This is a genomic window from Cellulomonas sp. RIT-PI-Y, assembly GCF_025642745.1.
In the GTDB taxonomy this organism is placed as follows: domain Bacteria; phylum Actinomycetota; class Actinomycetes; order Actinomycetales; family Cellulomonadaceae; genus Cellulomonas.
On sequence record NZ_JANZKP010000059.1, the window covers coordinates 1 to 19,339 of the forward strand.

Genomic DNA, 19,339 nt, shown 5'->3' on the forward strand with positions numbered 1-19,339 from the left:
CCGCGCCCTCCGCGCACGCCGCTCTCCCATGCCGAGTGCGAGGTTGTTGTCGCTCTGCGGGCGATATGGGCGACAAGTTCGTCGCACTCGGCCGAGGTACGGGCGGGCAGGGTGCGCGCGGGCCGAGGTGCGGGCGGGCAGGGTGCGCACGGACCGGAGTGAGCGGGACGCAGTCGGCCGCGTGGATCGCGGGCTCGGGGACGCACGAAGGGCCGGCACCTTGCGGTACCGGCCCTTCCACATCACGTCGGGGTGGCGGGATTCGAACCCACGACCTCCTCGTCCCGAACGAGGCGCGCTACCAAGCTGCGCCACACCCCGTGGTGCCAGGTAAGCATACCGGACGTGGAGGGGTGCGCGTGACCGTGCTCAGCTGGCGGCGACCAGGGTGAGCAACGCGGCCTCCGGTCGGCACGCGAAGCGCACCGGCGCGTAGGGCGAGGTACCGAGACCGCCGCACACGTGCAGCCAGGTGGAATCGGCGCCGTGCGGGGCGTCGGGTCGGGCACCGGGCCAGCCGTGCAGACCCTTCGCCCGGCTGCGGTCGAGGTCGCAGTTGGTGACCAGGGCGCCGTAGCCCGGGACCGCGAGCTGGCCGCCGTGGGTGTGCCCGGCCAGGATCAGATCGGCGTCGTCGGCGAGCATGGCGTCCAGGACCCGGCGGTAGGGCGCATGGGTGACGCCCAGGTGCAGGTCGGGGACCGGCTCGGTGACCCGGGCGGGTCCAGCGGGGTCCTCGCGGTGGGCGGCGGGGCGGATGTCGCCGTCGGGGCCGGGGAAGCGGTCCAGGTCCAGGTGGGCGTCGTTGGTGCCGACCAGGCTGATCCGTCGACCGGCCACATCGAGGGCGTCCCGGCGATTGTCCAGGTCGATCCAGCCCGCGGAGGTCAGTCGTCGCCCGAGCTCTCGCCAGGGCAGCTCTACCGGCGGCCGGTCGCGCTGCACCCGTGCGTCCGGGAGGAGATAGCGCGCCGGGTTCTTGGGCGAGGGGGCGAAGAAGTCGTTGGAGCCCCAGACGAACGCGCCGGGGGTGTCCAGGTGCGGTTCCAGGGCGTGCAGGAGCGCGGGCATCGCGTCCAGATGTGCCCAGTTGTCGCCGGTGTCGATCACCAGGTCGGGCTGGAGGGACGCCAGATCGCGCACCCAGTCGACCTTGCGGTGCTGACCGGGGGTCAGGTGCAGGTCGGACAGGTGCAGGATCGTGAGCGGGTCGGACCCGGGGGCGAGCACGGGCACGGTGAACTCGCGCAGGGTGTACCAGCGGACCTCGACCAGTGCCCCCCAGGCGACCGCACCGGCGCCGGCCAGCGCTGCGGCGCCGAGTCCGCGGGCCAGACGGGAGGCCACTACCCGTCGCCCCGGTTGCCGCCCCCGCCGTTCCCTTGCCCCTGGTTCTGGCCCTGCCCCTGGTTCTGCCCCTGGGTCTGCTGGTCGGTGGGCTGCTCTGCCGCGGGGTCGGTCCCCTTGGACAGGATCAGCGTGACCATCGAGCCGGGGGTGGCGGTGCCGCTCGGGTCCTGCCGGATCACGGTGTTGGCCGCCAGGTCGGAGAACTCCGCCTCGCCCGCCTGCACGCCGAACCCGGCCGCCGACAACTGCTCGGTCGCGGCCTCCACGTCCAGGCCCACCACCGAGGGCACCGCAACCGGGGCGCCGTAGATGTCGTCGGAGCTGGCCGCACCGAAGTCGGGGTTCGGGGTGCCGTCCAGCAGGAAGCCGTCCATCGCGGACTTCCAGGCCTTGCCCGCGACCGTCGCACCGAAGACGTTGCGGTAGTAGGTCCCGTTGATCGTGACGCCCTGCATCGGAGTCATCGAGTCCGGGTGGCCGACCCACACGGCGGTGGACAGCCGCGGGGTGTACCCGGCGAACCAGGTGTGCTCGTTCTGGCTGGTGGTGCCCGTCTTGCCCGACGCGGTGTAGGACGGGGTACCGATGCCCTTGCCGGTGCCGCTCCACACGTTGCTCATCGCGTACGCCATCGCGTTGGCGATCTCCTGGGAGATGGCCTGCTTGCAGCCCGCGTCCGGCACCGCGAGGTCGGCGCCGTCGGCGTCCTGGACCCGGGTGATCGCGATCGGCGAGCAGTACACGCCGCCGGAGGCGAAGGTGGCGTAGGCGGACGCGATGGCCAGCGGAGTGGTGGACTGCGAGCCGAGGACGTTGCCGGGCACCGCGTCGAAGGTCTCGCCGTTGCCGGCCTGGACCACGCCGAGCTCGGCGGCGCCGTTCATGATGTCGCACAGGTCGAGCTGCATCGCCATGGTCAGGAACGCCAGGTTCACCGAGTTCTGGGTCGCCTGCAGCACCGACATCTGGCCCGCGCCGCCCTCGGAGTTGCCCACCTTGTAGGTGGTGTTGCCGAGCTGCTGCCCGCAGGCCTTGAACTGGTTCGTGTTCAGGGTCCGGGCGGTGCCGTTGACCCGCTCGCTCAGCGAGTGCCCGTCCTTGAGCCACTGCAGCAGGGTGAAGGCCTTGAAGGTCGAACCGGGCGGGAAGCCGGTCGAGCCGCCGTACTCGTAGCTGGTGTTGTAGTTCACCGAGGTCTGGCGGTCACCGGCCTCGGAGGTGTTGTTGAAGTCCCGGTTCTGCGCCATGGCCTTGATCTGCCCGGTGCCGGGTTCGACCACGCTCATCGCCTCGCCGACACCGGAGGCGTCCGCGACCGGGACGCTGTTCTTCACCGAGTCGTTGGCGATGGTCTGCACCCGGGTGTCCAGGGTGGTGGTGATGGTCAGGCCGCCCCGGTAGAGCAGGTCCTCGCGCTCCTCCTGGGTCTCACCGAAGGCCGGGTCGTTCTTGATCACGTTGGTGACGTAGTCGCAGAAGTAGCCGGAGCCGCCGACCACGGACTCCGCGGCCATGCAGCCGGACTTCGGCTCGGAGACCGCCAGGGTGTTCGCCAGCGGGGTGTCCTTCCCGGTCTGGTACTCCTCGTCGGTGATGTAGCCCTGGTCGTGCATCAGGAACAGCACGGTGTTGCGGCGGCCCTCGGACTGCTCCGGGTTCTTCACCGGGTCGTACAGCGTCGGGCTGTTGGTGATCCCGGCGATCGTCGCGGCCTCGAGGTAGTTCAGCTCCGAGGCGGGCTTGCTGAAGTACCGCTGCGCTGCGGCCTCCACGCCGTAGGTCGAGACGCCGAACTGGGCGATGTTCAGGTACGAGGTGAGGATCTCGTCCTTGGTCATCGTCTTCTCCAGCGCGATGGCCAGCTTCGCCTCGCGGAGCTTGCGCGCGTAGCCCTCGGTGCCCTCCGCCTCGCGGGCTTGCTCGGCCTTGGCGTAGTCGCCGTCGCGGATGGCGGTCTCGATCAGCACGTTCTTCACGTACTGCTGGGTCAGCGTCGATCCGCCCTGGGTCGAGCCGCCGGTGAAGTTGGAGACCGCCGCGCGCAGGGTGCCGGTCGGGTCGATGCCGCCGTGCAGGTAGAACCGGCGGTCCTCGGTCGCGATCACCGCGTTCTGCATCTGCTCGGAGATCTGGTCCTGGGTGACGACCTCGCGGTTCTCGGACCAGAACTCGGCCAGCTGGGTGCCGTCGGCGGCCAGCAGGACGGACTTCTCCGACAGCGGCTTCTGCTCCAGCTCGCTGGGCAGGTCCTCGAACGCCTGGACCGTGAGGTCGGCGGCGCCGTTGGCCACCGCGACGGTCGGCAGGGCGAGTCCGGCGGCCAGCAGACCGCCGATGCCGGAGGCGAGCAGGAACGCCATAAACAGCGCCACCGCCTGACCGGCGGTCATCTGTCGACCGCGGCCGGACGAGGGCGACGAGGGAGAGGGCATGGTCGCCAGAGTACGGGAGCCCGCCGACCCCGCTCCACGGTGATCATGGGCTTCTGGGCGACCTGCACCGGACCTGCACACGGGTCTGAGTCCCCACTGAGACCCGGATGGGTGGTGACGTGGGACGAATCCGGCGGTACGGTCGCCCGAGCAGGGGGACACTGCCGGTCCTAGCCGTACCCGGTCGGGCGTCCCCGTAGGGGAGACGTGGTACCGAGGGGGATGGCATGTCCGTACCGGACGGTCATTGGACGGCGTTCGCGGCCTGCGGGTCCGCGGCGGGGGTCGAACGGGTGGAGCCCGACGACCTGTTCGTCGAGGGCAAGGCCCAGCGCGACGCGCGCAGCGTGTGTCAGCAGTGCGTGGTCCGGCTGGAGTGCCTGGCCGACGCACTCGACTGCCGGGCGAACTTCGGCGTGTGGGGCGGGATGACCGAGCGCGAGCGCAGGGCGTTGCTGCGTCGGCGTCCGGACGTGGAGTCGTGGAAGGACGAACTGCTCGCGCTGGACGACGTGCGCGACGCCGCGCGACTAGGGTGACGGCCATGGCCACCACCACCTGGGAATACGCGACCGTCCCGCTCATCGTCCACGCCACCAAGGCGATCCTCGACCAGTGGGGGTCGGACGGCTGGGAACTGGTCACCGTGCTGCAGTCCGAGACCGGACTGGTCGCCTACCTCAAGCGCCCGACGGGCGAGAAGTGACCGGGCGGATCGCCGCGCGGCTCGCCGAGCTGGGGCTGGAGCTCCCGCAGGTCGCCGCGCCGGTCGCCGCGTACGTGCCCGCGGTCCGCACCGGGAACCTGATCCACACCTCCGGGCAGCTGCCCTTCGTCGGCGGCGAGCTGCCGGTCACCGGGAAGGTCGGTGCCGCGGTGTCGGCCGAGACCGCCCAGGAGCTGGCCGCGACCTGTGCGCTGAACGCGGTCGCCGCGGTGGCGGCTCTGCTGGACGGCGACCTGGATCGGGTCGTGCGGATCGTGAAGGTGGTCGGCTTCGTGGCCAGCGACCCGACCTTCACCGGGCAGCCCGGCGTGATCAACGGCGCCAGCACCCTGCTGGGCGAGATCTTCGGTGACGCCGGGGTGCACGCCCGCTCGGCGGTCGGGGTCGCGGTGCTGCCGCTGGACTCGCCGGTCGAGGTGGAGATCGTCGCCGAGATCACCGACTGACACCCGGACAGCAGGAGGGCCCCGGCGCGATCCGCGTCGGGGCCCTCCTCACGTCTCCGTCTCAGCGGGCGCGGCGCTCCAGGCGGTCCAGGTCGAGCAGGACGATCGCCCGGCCCTCCCTGCGGACCCACTTGCGGGCGGCGAAGTCGGCCAGCGCCTTGTTCACGGTCTCCCGGGAGGCGCCGACCAGCTGGGCGAGCTCCTCCTGCGTCAGGTCGTGCGCGACCCGGACGCCCTCGTCGGTCTGCTGACCGAACCGGGTGGACAGGTCGAGCAGCGCCTTGGCCACCCGGCCGGGCACGTCGGCGAACACCAGGTCCGCCAGGGCCTCGTTGGTGCGGCGCAGTCGGCGGCCGAGCGCGCCGAGCAGGTGCTTGGCGACGCCGGGGTTCTGCTCCAGCCAGCCGACCAGCTCCTCGTGGCCGAGCTCCATCACCACGGCGTCGGCGACGCCGGTCGCGGTGGCGGTGCGCGGGCCGAGGTCGAAGAGCGACAGCTCCCCGAACATCTCGCCCGGGCCGAGCACGGCGAGCAGGTTCTCCCGGCCGTCGCTGGACCGTCGGCCGAGCTTGATCTTGCCGGTGCGGATCACGTACAGCCGGTCGCCGGGCTCGCCCTCGTGGAAGAGGACCTCACCCCGGGCGACGTGCACGGGCTGCATGGAAGCGATCAGCGCACGGGACGCCTCCGGGTCCATCCCCACGAACAGGGGCGCCGAGAGTACGACGTCGTCCTCCACCTGTGGAACCTTTCTCACCGGGAATTGCGATGGCCTCAGTGTGCCCCATCCGGCCCGGTCGAGGTGACCCGGCAGTGAACGGACAGGTCAGCGCACCGAACTCCCGCGCAGGAATCCCCAGGTGCCGACGGAGGAGCAGGCGATCACCGCGGCGGCGGCGACCATCAGCCACCAGCCCTGGAAGGCGTCGACGATCCGCCCGAAGGACGGCACGGTGATGATCAGCGCCACCAGGATCAGCAGGACCAGGCCGGCGCCCAGCGCCATCGGACCGCGGTTGCGGAACCGGACCCAGGACGCCGCGAACACGCCGCCGAGGCTGAAGATGCTCAGCGTCCCGCCGAACACGATCAGGGCGATCCGCCAGAGCGATCCGGAGCCGAGCAGGTACACGTCGAAGATGTACAGATCGGCGAACCAGTGCCCGGTGGCCAGCTCCAGGGCGCACAGCGCGGTGAAGATCGCGGCCAGGTAGCCGGCGGTGGTGGCCCACCAGAACACGGTGCCGAGCACGAAGTGCCGCCGGGTCGCGCCCAGGGTCAGCGCGAACGGGAACGTGGTGGCCACCGACTGCGCACCCATGTAACCGAGGAACCCGCACAGGCTCCAGACCATGCCGCCGTTGGAGCGGGCGCCCTGGATCCAGTCCGCGGAGCCCGGGGTCTGACCGGCCCGCAGGAACAGGACCATGATCAGGATCGAGATCACCGCGACCACGCCGGTGATGTACAGCGGCACCGCGAAGGTCATCTCCCGCTTGTTCAGGTGCAGCCGGGTGGTGGCGAGCGAGCCGGTCGTGCCGCGACCTCCTCGGTCGTGCGGCTCCCCGGCCCGTAGGACGCCACCAGGTCCTGCAGGGAGGCGCCGGACACCTGGACCCCCAGCCGGTGCGCGGCGGCGGCCAGGTCGTTGTCGGTGCGGACCAGGGCCGAGCAGAGACCGCCGACCTTGTCCGTGCGCAGCACGTCGAAGCCGGCGATCAGCTCGCCGACCGCCCCGGTGGTGCCGGAGAGCTGCACCAGTCCGCCGACCACCTCGTCCCGGTCGCCGGACGCGACCACCCGGCCGCCGTCCAGGATCACGACCCGGTCGAACAGCGACTCGGACTCCTGCACCAGGTGGGTGGAGAGCACGACGGTCCGCGGGTGCTCGGCGTAGTCGCGCAGCAGGGCGTCGTAGAACACCCGGCGGGCGCCGACGTCGAGGCCCAGGTAGGGCTCGTCCAGCAGGGTGATCGGGGTGCGGGACGCCAGCCCGAGCACGATGCCCAGGGCGGACAGCTGCCCGCGGGAGTACTTCTTGACCTGCACCCGGGCGGGCAGCGCGAAGCCGTCGACCAGGGCGTCGGCCAGCTCGGCGTTCCAGTGCGGCGCGAACACCGGCCCGATCCGCAGCACGTGCCGCAGGTGGTAGTCGTCCGGGTAGCGCTGGCTGTCCCGGATGTACCGGATGGTGTTCAGGGTCGGCGCGTGCTCGAACGGGGTGTGCCCGCCGACGAGCACCTCGCCCGAGGTCGGACGGTCCTGCCCGGCGATGATCGACATGATCGTGGTCTTGCCGGCGCCGTTGCGGCCGAGCAGGCCGAGGATCGAGTGCTCGGGCACCTGGAAGCTGAGGTCGTGCAGCACGGGGGTCCGGCCGAAGGATCGGTGGACGGACCGCACGTCGATGGCGGTGGTCATGAGCTGGCCTCCTGGTCGATGAGCTGGTGGAGCGTGGGCAGGTCGACGCCGATCAGGGCGGCCTCCCGGAGCAGGGGGGCGATGTACTCGCTGCGCAGGCCGTCGGCGCGCCGGGCACGCAGCAGTGCGGGCGCGCCCTCGGCGACGAACATGCCGATGCCGCGCTTCTTGTAGAGCACGCCCTGGTCGACGAGCTGGGTGATCGCCTTGCCGACGGTCATCGGGGCGGTGCGGAAGAACACCGAGAACTCGTTGATGCTCGGGATCGGCCCGTGCTCGGGGTAGGTGCCCGCGACGACGTCGTCGGCGATCCGGTCGGCGATCTGGGCGAAGATCGGTCCCTTGCCGTCGAGCATGGTCACCCCGGTAGGTAGGTCATCTAGTTCACTAGGTAACCTACATGCCGGAAGCGTCCCGCGCCATCAGGCCGGGGCGTCCACGCTCAGATCGCGGGCCAGCTCGGTGATGTACTGCTCGGTCACGTCGTCCAGGGCGGTGCCCAGCTGCTCCTCGTAGGCCGCGAGCCGGCCGTCCAGCGCGCGCAGTCGGGGGAGCTGCTCGATCTCGGCCAGCGGCAGGGCGCCGCGGACGGCACCGGCCAGCTCGGCGGCGCCGGGCAGGAGATCGGCCAGGTCGCCGTGGCCGGGCAGCAGGTCCCGGACGTCCGGGTCCTCGCCCGGCGGCCGGGGCGGTGCGGCGGCGGCCACCGCCAGCTCGATCCGGTCCCGCAGCAGCAGCCGCCACCGGCGCACGTGCTGGTGTTCCAACCGGAGAGCGCGACGGCGACGGCGCAGCTCGGTCAGGGTGGGCCGCTGCTGGCCTGCGGGCATGTCGCCGTCCTCGGGATCGTGGGGGTGCTGGCGACTGTGTCGACCCCGGGGACACCGGACTTGAGCAGGTTCGCCCGCGACGTGCCCAGCGTCACTCGCGGGGACGAGCGGCTCTAGGCTGCCCGGATGAGCAGCATTGACTCCGGGGGTCCGGCTCTGGCACTGGTCAGACGGGCCAGGCGGGTGAACCGGGCACTGGCCGAGCGCTACCCGGACGCCCGGTGCGAACTCGACTTCCGATCGCCGCTGGAACTGCTGGTCGCCACGGTGCTGTCCGCCCAGACCACCGACGTCCGGGTCAACCAGGTCACCCCGGGTCTGTTCGCGCGGTACCCGGACGCGGCGTCCTACGCCGGGGCCGAGCGGGAGGAGCTGGAGGAGATCCTGCGGCCGCTGGGCTTCTTCCGGGCCAAGGCGCGCTCGCTGACCGGGCTCGGGCAGGCACTGGTCGAGCGCTTCGACGGCGAGGTGCCACCCCGGCTCGACGACCTGGTGACGCTGCCCGGAGTGGGCCGCAAGACCGCCAACGTGGTGCTGGGCGATGCGTTCGGCGTGCCCGGGATCACGGTGGACACCCACGTCGGACGCCTGGCCCGGCGGTTGGGCTGGACCACGGAGGAGGACCCGGTCCGGGTCGAGCGGGAGATCGCCGCGCTGATCCCGCGCGCGGAGTGGACGCTGGTCAGCCACCGGCTGATCTTCCACGGGCGACGGTGCTGCCTGGCCCGCCGACCGGACTGCGCGACCTGCCCGGTCACCCGGGACTGCCCGTCGTCGCTGGTCTGAGCGCTCAGTTCAGGCCGTCGAGCCATTCGAGCAGCAGCGAGCTGACCCGGGTGGGCTGCTCCTCGGCCAGGAAGTGCCCGGTGCCGCCGAGCATCTCGAACCGGTAGGCGGCCCCCAGGCGTCCGGCGACCCGGCCGGCGGCGACGGCGCGGGAGACGGCGTAGCAGCCGTCCGACCCGCCGTGCAGCTGCAGGGTGGGCACGGTCGGGGCCTCGCGCAGCGCCTGGGCGTGCCGCCGGCCGTCCGCCCGGAACCAGGACCGGTACAGCCAGCGGACCTGCTCCATCGCGGAGTGCGCGGCGAACGGGATCTGCGCGCCCCGGCGGTACACGGCCAGCGCGGCGGGGTCCGGCCACTGGGCGCCGCCCCACTCGCGCAGCAGCCGAGCCACCAGGTCGCCGTGCGCGAGCGAGCGCTCGGGGAGCAATGGGACCTGGAACGCCGCCATGTGCCGCAGGGCCTTCGCCCGCAGGCCACGCCGGGCGTCCCCCAGGCGGTGCAACGGGTGCGGGGAGGACAGCACCGCCAGCGCGGAGGTGACCTCCGGGTGGTAGGCGGGCATCGCCCACGCCACGTCGCCGCCGCCGACGCCCTGGCCGACGATCACCGCGCGCTCGCAGCCCAGTGAGCGGACCACGCCGGCCACGTCCTGGGTCAGGGTCGGCATGTCGTAGCCGATCGGTGGCTTGTCCGAGCCGCCGATCCCGCGCAGGTCCATCGCGGCGACCCGGTAGCCCGCCTCGGCGAGCGCGGGGATCTGGTGCCGCCAGGCCCACCACAGTTCGGGCAGCCCGTGCAGCAGCACCACCAGCGGGGCGTCCCGGTCCTCGGGCCCCGCGGTCGCGACGTGGAAGCGCCCGCCGTTGGCCGGGACGAACTGGTGCCGCCACGGGCCGTCGAGCAGCAGGGCGGAGGAGTCGACGGTCATCGCAGGCGAACCTACCCCTTCGCGAGCTCCCCGTGTGAGCAGGACGTCGGTCGATCAGCCGGCCGGTGTCAGGGCACGGTGGTGCCGGTCGCGGGCGGCGAGGGCCACCCCGCCGCCCACCGCCGCGACGAGCGAGGCGACCAGGATCGACACCGTCAGGTGCTGATCGTGCGGGCTGCCCTCGCCGAAGGCGAGCGCCCCGATCAGCAGCGAGACCGTGAAGCCCATCCCGGCCAGCGCGCCGACCGCGGCCACGTCCCGCCAGGACAGGTCCTCAGCCAATTGCGCGCGGGTGAAGGTGGCGACGAGCCAGGTCGCCGCCAGGATGCCCAGCGGCTTGCCGAGCACGAGGCCCAGTGCCACCCCCTGGGCGACCGGGTCGGTCAGGGCGTCGCCGATCACCTCGGAGTCGAGGGCGACGCCCGCTGCGAACAGGGCGAACACCGGGACGGCGAGTCCGGCGGACACCGGGCGCCACCGGTGTTCGAGCCGCTCCGCCATGCTCCGGCTCTCCCCGGCGCGGGCCAGGGCGGGGGCCGTCATGCCCAGCGCGACCCCGGCGATCGTGGCGTGCACCCCGGAGGCGTGCATCAGGGCCCAGGCCGTCACACCCAGCACGATCAGCGCCGCCGACCCCGGGCCGCTCCGGGCGAACCGGGTCCGGACCAGCAGCCCGAACAGCGCGACCACGACCAGCGAGGCGACCAGCCAGATCAGGTGCAGCGACTCGGTGTAGACCGTCGCGATCACGATGATCCCGAGGAGGTCGTCCACCACGGCCAGGGTCAGCAGGAACGCGCGCAACGAGGTCGGCAGGCTGCGTCCCACCACGGAGAGGACGGCCACCGCGAACGCGATGTCGGTCGCGGTCGGCACCGCCCAGCCCTGCGGGGCCCCACCGTCCGCGGTCAGGTTGACCAGCAGGTAGAGGCCGGCCGGCACCAGCATGCCCCCGATCGCCGCGCACACCGGGACGACGGCGGTCCGCACCCGGCGGAGCTCGCCGTCGACGATCTCCCGCTTCAGCTCCACCCCGACCACGAAGAAGAAGATCGCCAGCAGACCGTCCTTGGCCCAGTCGGCGAGAGTGAGGTCGAAATGCAGCGCGCTCGGACCGATCACCGTCTCGGACACCGTGCGGTAGGCCTCGGACCAGGGCGAGTTAGCCCACACCAGGGCGGCGATCGCGCCGATCAGCAACAGCACGCCACCGGTGCGCTCGGCGCGCAGGGTGTCGAGGAGGTTCGACTCACCGCCGGGGGTGAGGGCGGCGAACAGGCGGGCGCGAGTGGGGCGCTCGGGCGCAGGGGATGTCATGGGCAGCGGGCCTCTCGAGGGGTCGACTCGGATCTCGCCGACCAGACTTCCCGGCACACCGCGACCCATCGTACGAGATCCCGGCGATCGGGTCCCGCTCGACGGACGGGAGTCACGCCTCCGCGGGCACCTCGGCCTGCGACTCGACGGCGCGCCGGTCCTTGGGTGGATCGAAGCGGTAGCCGACGTTGCGGACGGTGCCGATCAGCTGCTCGTGCTCCGGTCCGAGCTTGGCCCGGAGGCGTCGCACGTGCACGTCCACCGTGCGGGTGCCGCCGTAGTAGTCGTAGCCCCAGACTTCCTGCAGCAGCTGCGCGCGGGTGAAGACCCGGCCCGGGTGCTGCACCAGGTACTTCAGCAGCTCGAACTCCTTGTAGGTCAGGTCGAGCGGACGTCCGCGCAGCCGGGCGGTGTAGCCGCCGGGGTCGATCATCAGGTCGCCTGAGGCGATCTCCTGCGGACCGTCGTCGATCGTGGAGGTCGCGGCGCGCTCGATCACGAGGCGGAACCGGGTCTCGACCTCGGCCGGGGTGGCGTTCTCCAGGACGATGTCGTCGGCGCCCCACTCGGCGGTGACCACGGTCAGGCCGCCCTCGGTGAGGACCAGCACCAGGGGGACGGTCAGGCCGGTGGCGCGCAGCAGCCGGCAGGTCGTGCGCGCGGTGACCAGGTCGCGCCGCGCGTCCAGCACCACGATGTCGGCATCCGGGGCGTCCACGAGTGCGGACGGCTCGACCGGCAGGACCCGGACCCGGTGGGACAGCAGACCGAGCGCAGGGAGGACCTGGGACGACCCGCCGGATGCGGGTGTGAGCAGAAGCAGATCGGCCACTGGCGGCTCCCCTCCCTGTGGCGAAGTGGGGGACACGATAGCCCCCCCATTTTTCCCGGATGTGACCGGGATGTCACGCGCCGGACACGGAGCCGGTGCGCGGGGAGGGCCGCCGCGTCTGTCAGGATGGCGGACGTGCAGGCGTCGAATCGGGCCGTGACCTCGGCGGTGCTGGCGACCCTGGTGGCGGTCGCCGGCGTCGTGGGCGACCTCACGCTCGCCGGACACAGCGGCCCGGTGCTGGCGGGTCTGCTGGTCGTCCTGGGCGGGCTGTTCGCCTACGGCTGGCCGTTGGTCGCCGGGCTTCCCGCCCGGTGGCACTCCACCACCGTGATCGTGCTGGGCGGCGCCGCGGCGGTGCTCGCCGTGTGGCTGTCCCGCGAGCAGGCGATGCTGAACCAGGTGCCCGCGGTGTTCGCCGGGGTGGTGCTGGCCGCGTTCCTCGCGGAGCTCGCGCGCCGGGACGGCCGGGAGCGTCTGGTCGAGTCGGTGGCCGGGACGGTGGCCGGTGCGCTGGTGCCGGTGTGCTCGGTCGGCTGGCTGGCCGCCGAGCGGACCGTGGCCGGGGACGCGGTGGTCGTGGCCGGTGCGGTGGCGCTCGCGGTCGGCTCCGCGGTCAGCGCTCTGCCGTTCCGCGGCTGGCTGCGGGTCGGCGCGGTGGTCGGCGGATCCACGGCTGCCGGTGCCGTGGTCGGGGTCGCGCTGACCGAGATCGGTCTGCTGTCCGGCACCCTGCTCGGGCTCGCGGTGGGCATCCTGGTCGCCGCCGCCACCGAGCTGTTCCGTCGACTGGAGCACGACGGCGAGCCGTGGGCCCGCGCCGCCCTGTGGTCGATCGCCACGCTGCCGGTGGCGGTCACCGGCATCCTGGTCTACCTGACCGGGCGGGTCCTGATCGGGTGAGCCGCCGGTGCCGTCGTTAGGATCGGCACATGGAGCCTCTGGAACTCGTCTTCATCGGCCTGCTGGTCGCCTCCGCGATCGCGATCGCGTGGTTCGCCGGCTACGTCGTCTACCGCCTGTTCACCGGTCAGCGCTGATGGCCTTCGTCATCCCCGAGGGCCTCGCGCCCGAGCTGTACCCGCTGTCCTGGCTGGTCGGGCGGTGGTCGGGCGAGGGCGTCCTCGGCTACCCCGGTGTCGAGGAGACCTCCTTCACCCAGGAGATCGAGATCGACCACGACGGCGGGCTCTACCTGTCCTACCGCTCGGTGATCCGCCTGGTGGTGGCCCCCGACGACGTCTCCGCGCTCGAGGACGAGCAGGCGGAGGAGTCCCCGGTCTGGTCCACCGAGCTGGGCTTCTGGCGGATCCCGCCGGCCCGTCCCGAGGGGATGGGCTCGGAGCTGTTCCCGGTCGAGCTGCTGATCGCCGACCCCGCCGGTCACGTGGACGTCTACGTCGGTGCCACCGGCAACGGGCGGATCGACCTGGTCAGCGACCTGATCGCCCGCACCGAGACCGGTGCCGAGGTCACCGCGGGCAAGCGCCTGCTCGGCCTGGTGAACGGCGACCTGATGTGGGCGCACGACATGGCGGCCTTCGGGCAGCCGATGCAGTCCTACGCCTCGGCGCGGTTGAGCCGGGTCGAGTCGTGACCAGTCCGCTGCTCCGGCGGCACGGGGCGGTCCCCGCGACCGGCCCCGACGCGGGGGTGGCCTGGCACTACGGCGACCCCACCGCCGAACAGCGCGCGCTGACCCGCGGCGGGGCGGTGGTGGACCAGTCGCACCTGGGCGTGGTCCGGGTCGCCGGTCCGGACCGGCTGAGCTGGCTGCACTCGATCACCTCCCAGCAGATCGAGGGCCTGCCGCCGCGGACCAGCACCGAACTGCTGGTGCTCAGCCCGCAGGGGCACGTCGAGCACGCGGCGGGGGTGGTCGACGACGGCGAGGCCACCTGGCTGCTCACCGAGACCGCACCGGAGCTGGCCGCCTGGCTGGACCGGATGCGGTTCATGCTCCGGGTCGAGGTCACGGACGTCACCACCGACTGGGCCGCGCTGGCCGAGCCGGTCGACGCCGAGGGCGTCGAGGGCGAGCCGGTCACCTGGCGCGACCCGTGGCCGACCACCGCGCCGGGCGGCACCCGCTACGGGCCGGCCGACGACGTGCACCCCGGGAACGACCGGAAGTGGCGCCTGGTGCTGGTGCCCCGGGACCGCCTGGTCGAGGAGGTCGCCGCGCGGGAGGCCGCGGGCTGGCCGCTGGTCGGCACCTGGGCGGCCGAGGCGGTCCGGGTCGAGGCGCTGCGTCCGCGGTTCGGCCGCGAGGTCGACCACCGGACCATCCCGCACGAGCTGGACTGGCTGCGGACCGCCGTGCACCTGCACAAGGGCTGCTACCGCGGTCAGGAGACCATCGCGCGGGTGCACAACCTGGGCCGGCCGCCGCGCCGGATCGTGCTGCTGCACCTGGACGGCTCCGGGCACCTGCTGCCCGAGGAGGGCGCCACCGTGCGGCTGGTCGGCGACCTGCGCACCGGCGGGGAGCCCGGCCGCGAGGTCGGCCGGGTCACCAGCCTGGCCCGGCACCACGAGCTGGGTCCGGTCGCGCTGGCCGTGGTCAAGCGGTCCGCCCCGGTGGACGAGGAACTGGTCGTGGACTGCGACGGCGGGGCCGTCACCGCCGGACAGGAGGAGATCGTGCCGGGTGAGGGCGTGTCGATCGACCGCCCGGCGGCGCACGGACCGCTCACCCGCGGTCTGGGCGGCCACCCGATGCTGTGAGCGGCGTGTCCCGGTCCGTGAGCGCGCGCGTCGCGGTCGAGGCCCGGATCCGGCAGGGCTGGTCCCGGGTGCGGACCGCGTTCTGGCCGATCATGCAGGCCGCGATGGCCGCCGGGGTCGCCTTCTGGCTGGCGCACGAGCTGCTCGGTCACCAGGCGCCGTTCTTCGCGGCGGTGGGCGCGTGGGTGTCGCTGGGCTTCAGCGCCGACCGCGACCTGCGCCGGGTGGCCGAACTGGCCGTCGGGGTGGCCCTCGGCGTCGCGCTGGGCGATGTGGTGGTGCACGTGATCGGCACCGGCGCATGGCAGGTCGCGGCGGTGCTGGTGGTCTCGGCGTTCATCGCCCGGTTCATCGACCGCGGTCCGATGCTGACCACCCAGGCCGGGGTGCAGTCGATCGTGATCGTGGGCCTGCCGACGGTCGCGGCCTCCGGCGGACCGGTCGGACGGTGGACCGACGCGGTGGTCGGCGGACTCGTGGCCCTGGCCGTCGCCGCGCTGATCCCGCGGGACGTCCGGCGTCGACCGCGGGCGCAGGGCAGGACGGCGGTCGAGGAACTGGCGGCGATGCTCGGCGTGCTGGCCCGGGGGATGCGCACCCACCAGTCGTCGGACATCGAGGACGCCTTGATGCGCGGCCGGGCCACCGAACCGGCACTGGCCGAGTGGCAGGACGCCTGCGCCGCCGCCCGTGACCTGGCCCGGGTGTCGCCGGCGGCCCGGCGGCACCGCACCGAGCTGCAATGGCTGAACCGCTCGGCGGTGCGCACCGACCGCGCGGTGCGCAACGCCCGGGTGCTGGCCCGGCGCACCAAGGCGACGCTCGGCACCCCGGAGCACGGGCACGACCTGTCGACGGTCGCGGACATCGTGCAGCGCACGGCCCTGGCCGCCGAGGACCTGGCGGCGGCGCTCGGGTCGGGGTCGGAACCGGTCCGGGCCTCCACCACGCTGCTGGTGCTGGCGGAGGAGCTGGACCCGTTCACCCTGGCCCCCGACGACTGGCAGGTGCAGTCCCTGGTGCTGCTGATCCGCTCGCTGGTGGTGGACCTGCTGGAGGCGAGCGGGGTCGACTCGGCGCAGGCCCACGAGGCGCTTCCGGAGATCTGACCCGTAGGCTCGGTCCCGTGATCTTCGGCAGCGTGCAAGTGGTGCTCTTCTCCCTGTTCTACCTCGCGATCTTCGTGCTGTGCGTCTGGGCGCTGATCGACGCCGCCCGGCGACCCGCCGCGGCCTACGTCGCCGCCGGGAAGCGGACCAAGCAGCTGTGGCTGATCGTGCTCGGCGTGGCGACCGCGGTGTCGTTCATCGCGCTGCCGCCGCTGGGCGCGCTGCGGTTCCTGGCGCTGATCGCCGCCGTGGCCGCGGTGGTCTACCTGGTGGACGTGAAGCCCGCGATCGGCGGCTACTCCGGCGGCGGTCGTCGGGGCGGGCCGTCCCGGGGCGGGTGGTGAACGTGCCGGGCATCCGTCCGGGCGGACCGCAGTTCGCCGAGCACCTGAAGGCCGCCTCCGCCGTGGTGACCGCGGCCGGGGCGACCGACATCGCCACCGATGCCGTGCCGCTGGCCCGGGTGGTGCGCGGCGACCTGGTCGAGTCCGTGCACGCCGGCCACCTGGTGGTGCTGGGGCCGGACGGGGACGTGCTGCTGGCCCTCGGCGACCCGCGGGTGACCGTGCTGGCCCGGTCCTCGCTCAAGCCGTTGCAGGCGGTCGGCATGCTGCGCGCCGGCCTGAGCAGCGTGCACCCGACCGCCGAGCAGCTGGCCCTGGCCTGCGCCTCGCACAACGGTGAGCCGGAGCACCTGCGGGTGGTCCGGGAGATGCTCGCGTCGGCCGGGCTGACCGAGGAGGACCTGGACAACACCCCGGACCTGCCGCTGGACGCCGACGCGGCCTTCGCCCGGCGGTCCGAGGGACACGGACCGTCGTCACTGACCCAGAACTGCTCCGGCAAGCACGCCGCCATGCTGATGACCTGCGCCGCCCACGAGGGCGAGTTCGGCTGGGACACCGACGGCTACCGGGAGCCGGGGCACCCGTTGCAGATCGCGCTGCGCGCCGCGGTCGAGGAGCTGACCGGCGTCGGGGTGGAGCACACCACCATCGACGGCTGCGGCGCCCCGCTGTTCTCCACCTCGCTCACCGGACTGGCGAAGGCGTTCGGCCGGATCGCGAAGGCCGGGGCGTCCTTCGCGGCGCAGTCCGGCGTCGAGGTGGCCGCGTTGCCCGAGGCCCAGGTCGCCCTGGCGATGCACGAGCACCCCGATCTGGTCGGCGGCGCCGGCAGGGACGTCACCCGTGCGATGCGGGCGGTGCCCGGGCTGGTCGCCAAGGACGGTGCGGACGGCGTGTACGCGGCCGGGCTGCCGGACGGCTCGTCGCTGGCGTTCAAGATCGCCGACGGTGGCGCGCGGCCGCGACCGGCGGTGCTGGCGGCCGCGCTGCGGGTGGCCGGGGTGGACCCGGCACTGGTCGCGGAGCTCGGCGAGGTGCCGGTGCTGGGTCACGGCGAACCGGTGGGTGCCGTGCTGGCGGCGTTCTGATGCGCGCGGTGATCCAGCGGGCGGCCGGGGCGTCGGTCAGCGTGGACGGCCGGGTGGTCGGCGCGTTCGAGGGCGAGGGCCTGGTGGTCCTGGTCGGCGTCACGCACGGCGACGGCCCGGCGCAGGCCGAGCACATCGCCCGCAAGATCGCCGACCTGCGACTGCTGCGCGGTGAGCGATCGGTGACCGAGGCGGCCGCACCGGTCCTGGTGATCAGCCAGTTCACCCTCTACGGCGACGCTCGCAAGGGCCGGCGACCGACCTGGAACGCCGCCGCCCCCGGACCGGTGGCCGAGCCGCTGGTCGACGCGGTGGTGGCCGACCTGCGGACGCGCGGGGTGCGGGTGGAGACCGGGGTGTTCGGCGCGGACATGGCGGTGTCGCTGGTGAACGACGGGCCGACGACGCTGCTGATCGAGTCCGAGGCGGCCTAGCCGACGGTCAGGAGACCTGACCATCCAGGTAGAGCCAGCGGCCGTCCTCGCGGACGAACCGGCTCACCTCGTGCAGGGTGCCGGACCCGGTCGGGCCGCGGTGGTAGGCGGTGAACTCGACCAGTCCGGCGTCGTCGAAGGGCCCGCCCCTCTCGATCGCGTGCACGTCCAGGCGGTACCAGCGGTCCTCGGGGTCCAGCTCGACCGATTCCGGGCGGGTGCGCGGGTGCCAGCTGGCGAGCAGGTAGTCCGCGTCGCCGACCGCGAACGCGCTGAACCGGGAGCGCATCAGCTGTTCGGCGGTGGGCGCGACGGCCTCGGCGCGGTGGAACCGACCGCAGCAGTCGTCGTAGGCCAGGCCGCTCAGGCAGGGGCAGCGGGTGACGGTCACGCCGGGATTATGTCGCCCGGACACCCGGACGGACCAGGGCCCGATCACCCAGGAGCGGGACGGGCTCGGTGGCCCGACCGACCGAGCGTGCACGAACACAGGCGTCCGGACCGCCGAGCTCGGCTTTCGTGTTCCCTCGGCGCCGGATCAGCGGGCCGCGGCGACCGCGGCGTCGATCCGGCGGCGGACAGCGGTCTCGCGTCGCCGGCGGAGCTGCCGGACGCCGAGCACCAGGGCGACCAGCAGCAGGAGCAGGACCAGCTGCGGCCAGGGCAGGGTCCACACGCCGAGGTCGGCGCTGCCCGTCGCCAGCGCCGCGGTGATCTGGTCGTCGCCGACCACGCCGGGCTCGACGGACACAGCCCCGGTGGCCCGGAGCAGGGGCCAGGCCGGGACCTCGATGCTGCCTCCCGCGCTGGAGCCGGGCAGGACCTCCCGCAGTGCCGGACCCTCGGCGCTGGTCGATCCCAGGCCGAACACCCCGGCGGTGCTGGCGGTGGAGGTTGCCCCGAGCCGGACGTTGCCGGGGTTCTCGACCACGTAGTCGATCCGCAGGGTGCCCGCGGTGAACGGGTTCCAGGACGGGCGGTAGCTGGCGCGCACGTCCTGCACGGTGAGCGCGGGAGCCAGGTCACCGGTGACCCGCAGGTGCAGCCGGACGCCGACCCGGGAGTCCAACCCGACGCCGGACCCGGTGGCGGAGGACAGCGCGGCGACGATGCCCGCCGGGTGGTCGCCGGGGGTGGCGTCGGCGGGGACCCGGAGCGTCACCGGGACGGTCACCGACGACTCGGCGCCGACCTCGACCTGCTGCGGGGCACCGGGCGCCCCCTCGCCGAGCGCGATCCACGATCCGGAGTCGGTGGGCTCGCTGCCGGTGGGCGGGAGATCGAACTGACCGTCCGCGGTGAGCAGTCCGTCCCCGGGGTAGAGGTCGAAGACCGCGGCGTGCGGGCTGAAGTTGGTGAGCGTGACGTGGTCGACGGCTTCTCCGCCGGGGTCGATCCCGTGCCGGAGGGAGACCCGGCCGTCGGCGCCCTGGGCGCTCGCGGGCTCCAGCGCCCAGGTGGTGCGCGCGGCGTCGTCGACGGTGGAGCTCGTGGCAGCGGGTCGGGACACGGCCGCGGCCGCCGGGGAGATCCCGGCCACGGAGAACGCGAGGACGACGGCGATG

General features: G+C 73.2%; 23 protein-coding genes and 1 tRNA gene. 11 read left to right on the forward strand and 13 right to left on the reverse strand.

Annotated features, from left to right (window positions below; genetic code table 11):
- Positions 1-247 precede the first annotated feature (247 nt).
- The 3 genes from OGL89_RS14690 to OGL89_RS14700 form a co-directional block, all read right to left on the reverse strand.
- Positions 248-321: transfer RNA gene (locus tag OGL89_RS14690), tRNA-Pro, on the reverse strand.
- A 48-nt stretch (positions 322-369) separates the two neighbouring features.
- A complete protein-coding gene (locus tag OGL89_RS14695; protein ID WP_263120908.1) occupies positions 370-1,347 on the reverse strand; it encodes a metallophosphoesterase in 978 nt (325 codons plus the stop codon).
- Positions 1,347-3,740 carry a penicillin-binding protein gene (locus tag OGL89_RS14700; RefSeq protein WP_263120909.1) on the reverse strand — a complete coding sequence of 798 codons (2,394 nt, stop codon included), beginning with the start codon at positions 3,738-3,740 and terminating at the stop codon, positions 1,347-1,349. The genes OGL89_RS14695 and OGL89_RS14700 overlap by 1 nt, the downstream gene beginning before the upstream one ends.
- A 269-nt stretch (positions 3,741-4,009) precedes the next feature.
- Here OGL89_RS14700 and OGL89_RS14705 point away from each other — a divergent pair, with 269 nt between their 5' ends.
- Genes OGL89_RS14705 through OGL89_RS14715 form a run of 3 tightly spaced genes read left to right on the forward strand, consistent with a single transcriptional unit; the run spans position 4,010 to position 4,955 of the window.
- Positions 4,010-4,321, forward strand: coding sequence for a WhiB family transcriptional regulator (locus OGL89_RS14705; protein ID WP_263120910.1), 312 nt, complete (start codon positions 4,010-4,012; stop codon positions 4,319-4,321).
- A gap of 5 nt (positions 4,322-4,326) precedes the next feature.
- Positions 4,327-4,488 carry a hypothetical protein gene (locus OGL89_RS14710; protein ID WP_168630258.1) on the forward strand — a complete coding sequence of 54 codons (162 nt, stop codon included), beginning with the start codon at positions 4,327-4,329 and terminating at the stop codon, positions 4,486-4,488.
- A complete protein-coding gene (locus OGL89_RS14715) occupies positions 4,485-4,955 on the forward strand; it encodes a RidA family protein (RefSeq protein ID WP_263120911.1) in 471 nt (156 codons plus the stop codon). Before OGL89_RS14710 ends, OGL89_RS14715 begins: the two co-directional genes overlap by 4 nt.
- Before the next feature lie 61 nt (positions 4,956-5,016).
- Here OGL89_RS14715 and OGL89_RS14720 read toward each other — a convergent pair whose 3' ends face one another.
- The 5 genes from OGL89_RS14720 to OGL89_RS14740 all read right to left on the reverse strand — a co-directional run bounded on the left by OGL89_RS14720 (position 5,017) and on the right by OGL89_RS14740 (position 8,206).
- A complete protein-coding gene (locus OGL89_RS14720) occupies positions 5,017-5,694 on the reverse strand; it encodes a Crp/Fnr family transcriptional regulator (RefSeq protein WP_346770720.1) in 678 nt (225 codons plus the stop codon).
- 87 nt (positions 5,695-5,781) lie between these two features.
- Positions 5,782-6,444, reverse strand: coding sequence for a hypothetical protein (locus OGL89_RS14725; RefSeq protein ID WP_263120912.1), 663 nt, complete (start codon positions 6,442-6,444; stop codon positions 5,782-5,784).
- Positions 6,445-6,455: 11 nt separating this feature from the next.
- Positions 6,456-7,376, reverse strand: a complete 921-nt coding sequence (locus tag OGL89_RS14730; RefSeq protein WP_263120913.1) for an ABC transporter ATP-binding protein — start codon at positions 7,374-7,376, stop codon at positions 6,456-6,458.
- Entirely contained in the window at positions 7,373-7,732 is a 360-nt protein-coding gene (locus tag OGL89_RS14735; RefSeq protein ID WP_263120929.1) for a GntR family transcriptional regulator, read from the reverse strand. The genes OGL89_RS14730 and OGL89_RS14735 overlap by 4 nt, the downstream gene beginning before the upstream one ends.
- 66 nt (positions 7,733-7,798) lie before the next feature.
- Entirely contained in the window at positions 7,799-8,206 is a 408-nt protein-coding gene (locus OGL89_RS14740; RefSeq protein WP_263120914.1) for a hypothetical protein, read from the reverse strand.
- A gap of 126 nt (positions 8,207-8,332) precedes the next feature.
- Here OGL89_RS14740 and nth point away from each other — a divergent pair, with 126 nt between their 5' ends.
- The gene (gene nth / locus OGL89_RS14745) at positions 8,333-8,992 is read left to right on the forward strand and encodes an endonuclease III (RefSeq protein WP_263120915.1); all 660 of its coding nucleotides are present in this window, start codon (positions 8,333-8,335) and stop codon (positions 8,990-8,992) included.
- A 4-nt stretch (positions 8,993-8,996) separates the two neighbouring features.
- On the opposite strand, the gene OGL89_RS14750 is transcribed toward nth, so the two are convergent.
- The 3 genes from OGL89_RS14750 to OGL89_RS14760 form a co-directional block, all read right to left on the reverse strand.
- Positions 8,997-9,920, reverse strand: a complete 924-nt coding sequence (locus OGL89_RS14750; RefSeq protein ID WP_263120916.1) for an alpha/beta hydrolase — start codon at positions 9,918-9,920, stop codon at positions 8,997-8,999.
- Positions 9,921-9,974: 54 nt separating this feature from the next.
- A complete protein-coding gene (gene nhaA, locus OGL89_RS14755) occupies positions 9,975-11,237 on the reverse strand; it encodes a Na+/H+ antiporter NhaA (protein ID WP_263120917.1) in 1,263 nt (420 codons plus the stop codon).
- Between the two features lie 112 nt (positions 11,238-11,349).
- Positions 11,350-12,069 (reverse strand): response regulator transcription factor, encoded by a 720-nt coding sequence (locus tag OGL89_RS14760; protein ID WP_263120918.1) that lies wholly within the window; start codon positions 12,067-12,069, stop codon positions 11,350-11,352.
- A gap of 126 nt (positions 12,070-12,195) precedes the next feature.
- Between OGL89_RS14760 and OGL89_RS14765 the strand changes: the two genes are divergently transcribed.
- From OGL89_RS14765 to dtd, 7 genes are all read left to right on the forward strand, one after another.
- On the forward strand, positions 12,196-12,972 hold the full coding sequence (locus tag OGL89_RS14765) for a hypothetical protein (protein ID WP_263120919.1): 777 nt from the start codon (positions 12,196-12,198) through the stop codon (positions 12,970-12,972).
- Between the two features lie 136 nt (positions 12,973-13,108).
- The gene (locus tag OGL89_RS14770) at positions 13,109-13,666 is read left to right on the forward strand and encodes an FABP family protein (RefSeq protein ID WP_263120920.1); all 558 of its coding nucleotides are present in this window, start codon (positions 13,109-13,111) and stop codon (positions 13,664-13,666) included.
- Entirely contained in the window at positions 13,663-14,796 is a 1,134-nt protein-coding gene (locus OGL89_RS14775; protein WP_263120921.1) for a folate-binding protein, read from the forward strand. Before OGL89_RS14770 ends, OGL89_RS14775 begins: the two co-directional genes overlap by 4 nt.
- A gap of 17 nt (positions 14,797-14,813) precedes the next feature.
- Positions 14,814-15,905, forward strand: coding sequence for an FUSC family protein (locus tag OGL89_RS14780; RefSeq protein WP_263120922.1), 1,092 nt, complete (start codon positions 14,814-14,816; stop codon positions 15,903-15,905).
- 17 nt (positions 15,906-15,922) lie between these two features.
- Complete coding sequence (locus tag OGL89_RS14785) at positions 15,923-16,249, forward strand: DUF2516 family protein (protein ID WP_263120923.1); 327 nt, start codon at positions 15,923-15,925, stop codon at positions 16,247-16,249.
- Between the two features lie 2 nt (positions 16,250-16,251).
- Positions 16,252-17,340: an asparaginase gene (locus tag OGL89_RS14790; protein ID WP_346770721.1), complete on the forward strand. Its 1,089-nt coding sequence runs from the start codon at positions 16,252-16,254 to the stop codon at positions 17,338-17,340.
- Positions 17,340-17,774: a D-aminoacyl-tRNA deacylase gene (dtd, locus tag OGL89_RS14795; protein WP_263120925.1), complete on the forward strand. Its 435-nt coding sequence runs from the start codon at positions 17,340-17,342 to the stop codon at positions 17,772-17,774. The genes OGL89_RS14790 and dtd overlap by 1 nt, the downstream gene beginning before the upstream one ends.
- Positions 17,775-17,781: 7 nt before the next feature.
- Here the strand turns inward: dtd and OGL89_RS14800 are convergent, their stop codons facing one another.
- Complete coding sequence (locus tag OGL89_RS14800) at positions 17,782-18,165, reverse strand: YchJ family protein (protein WP_263120926.1); 384 nt, start codon at positions 18,163-18,165, stop codon at positions 17,782-17,784.
- A 147-nt stretch (positions 18,166-18,312) separates the two neighbouring features.
- A partial coding sequence (locus OGL89_RS14805) for a hypothetical protein (protein WP_263120927.1) occupies positions 18,313-19,339 on the reverse strand: 1,027 nt, incomplete at its 5' end.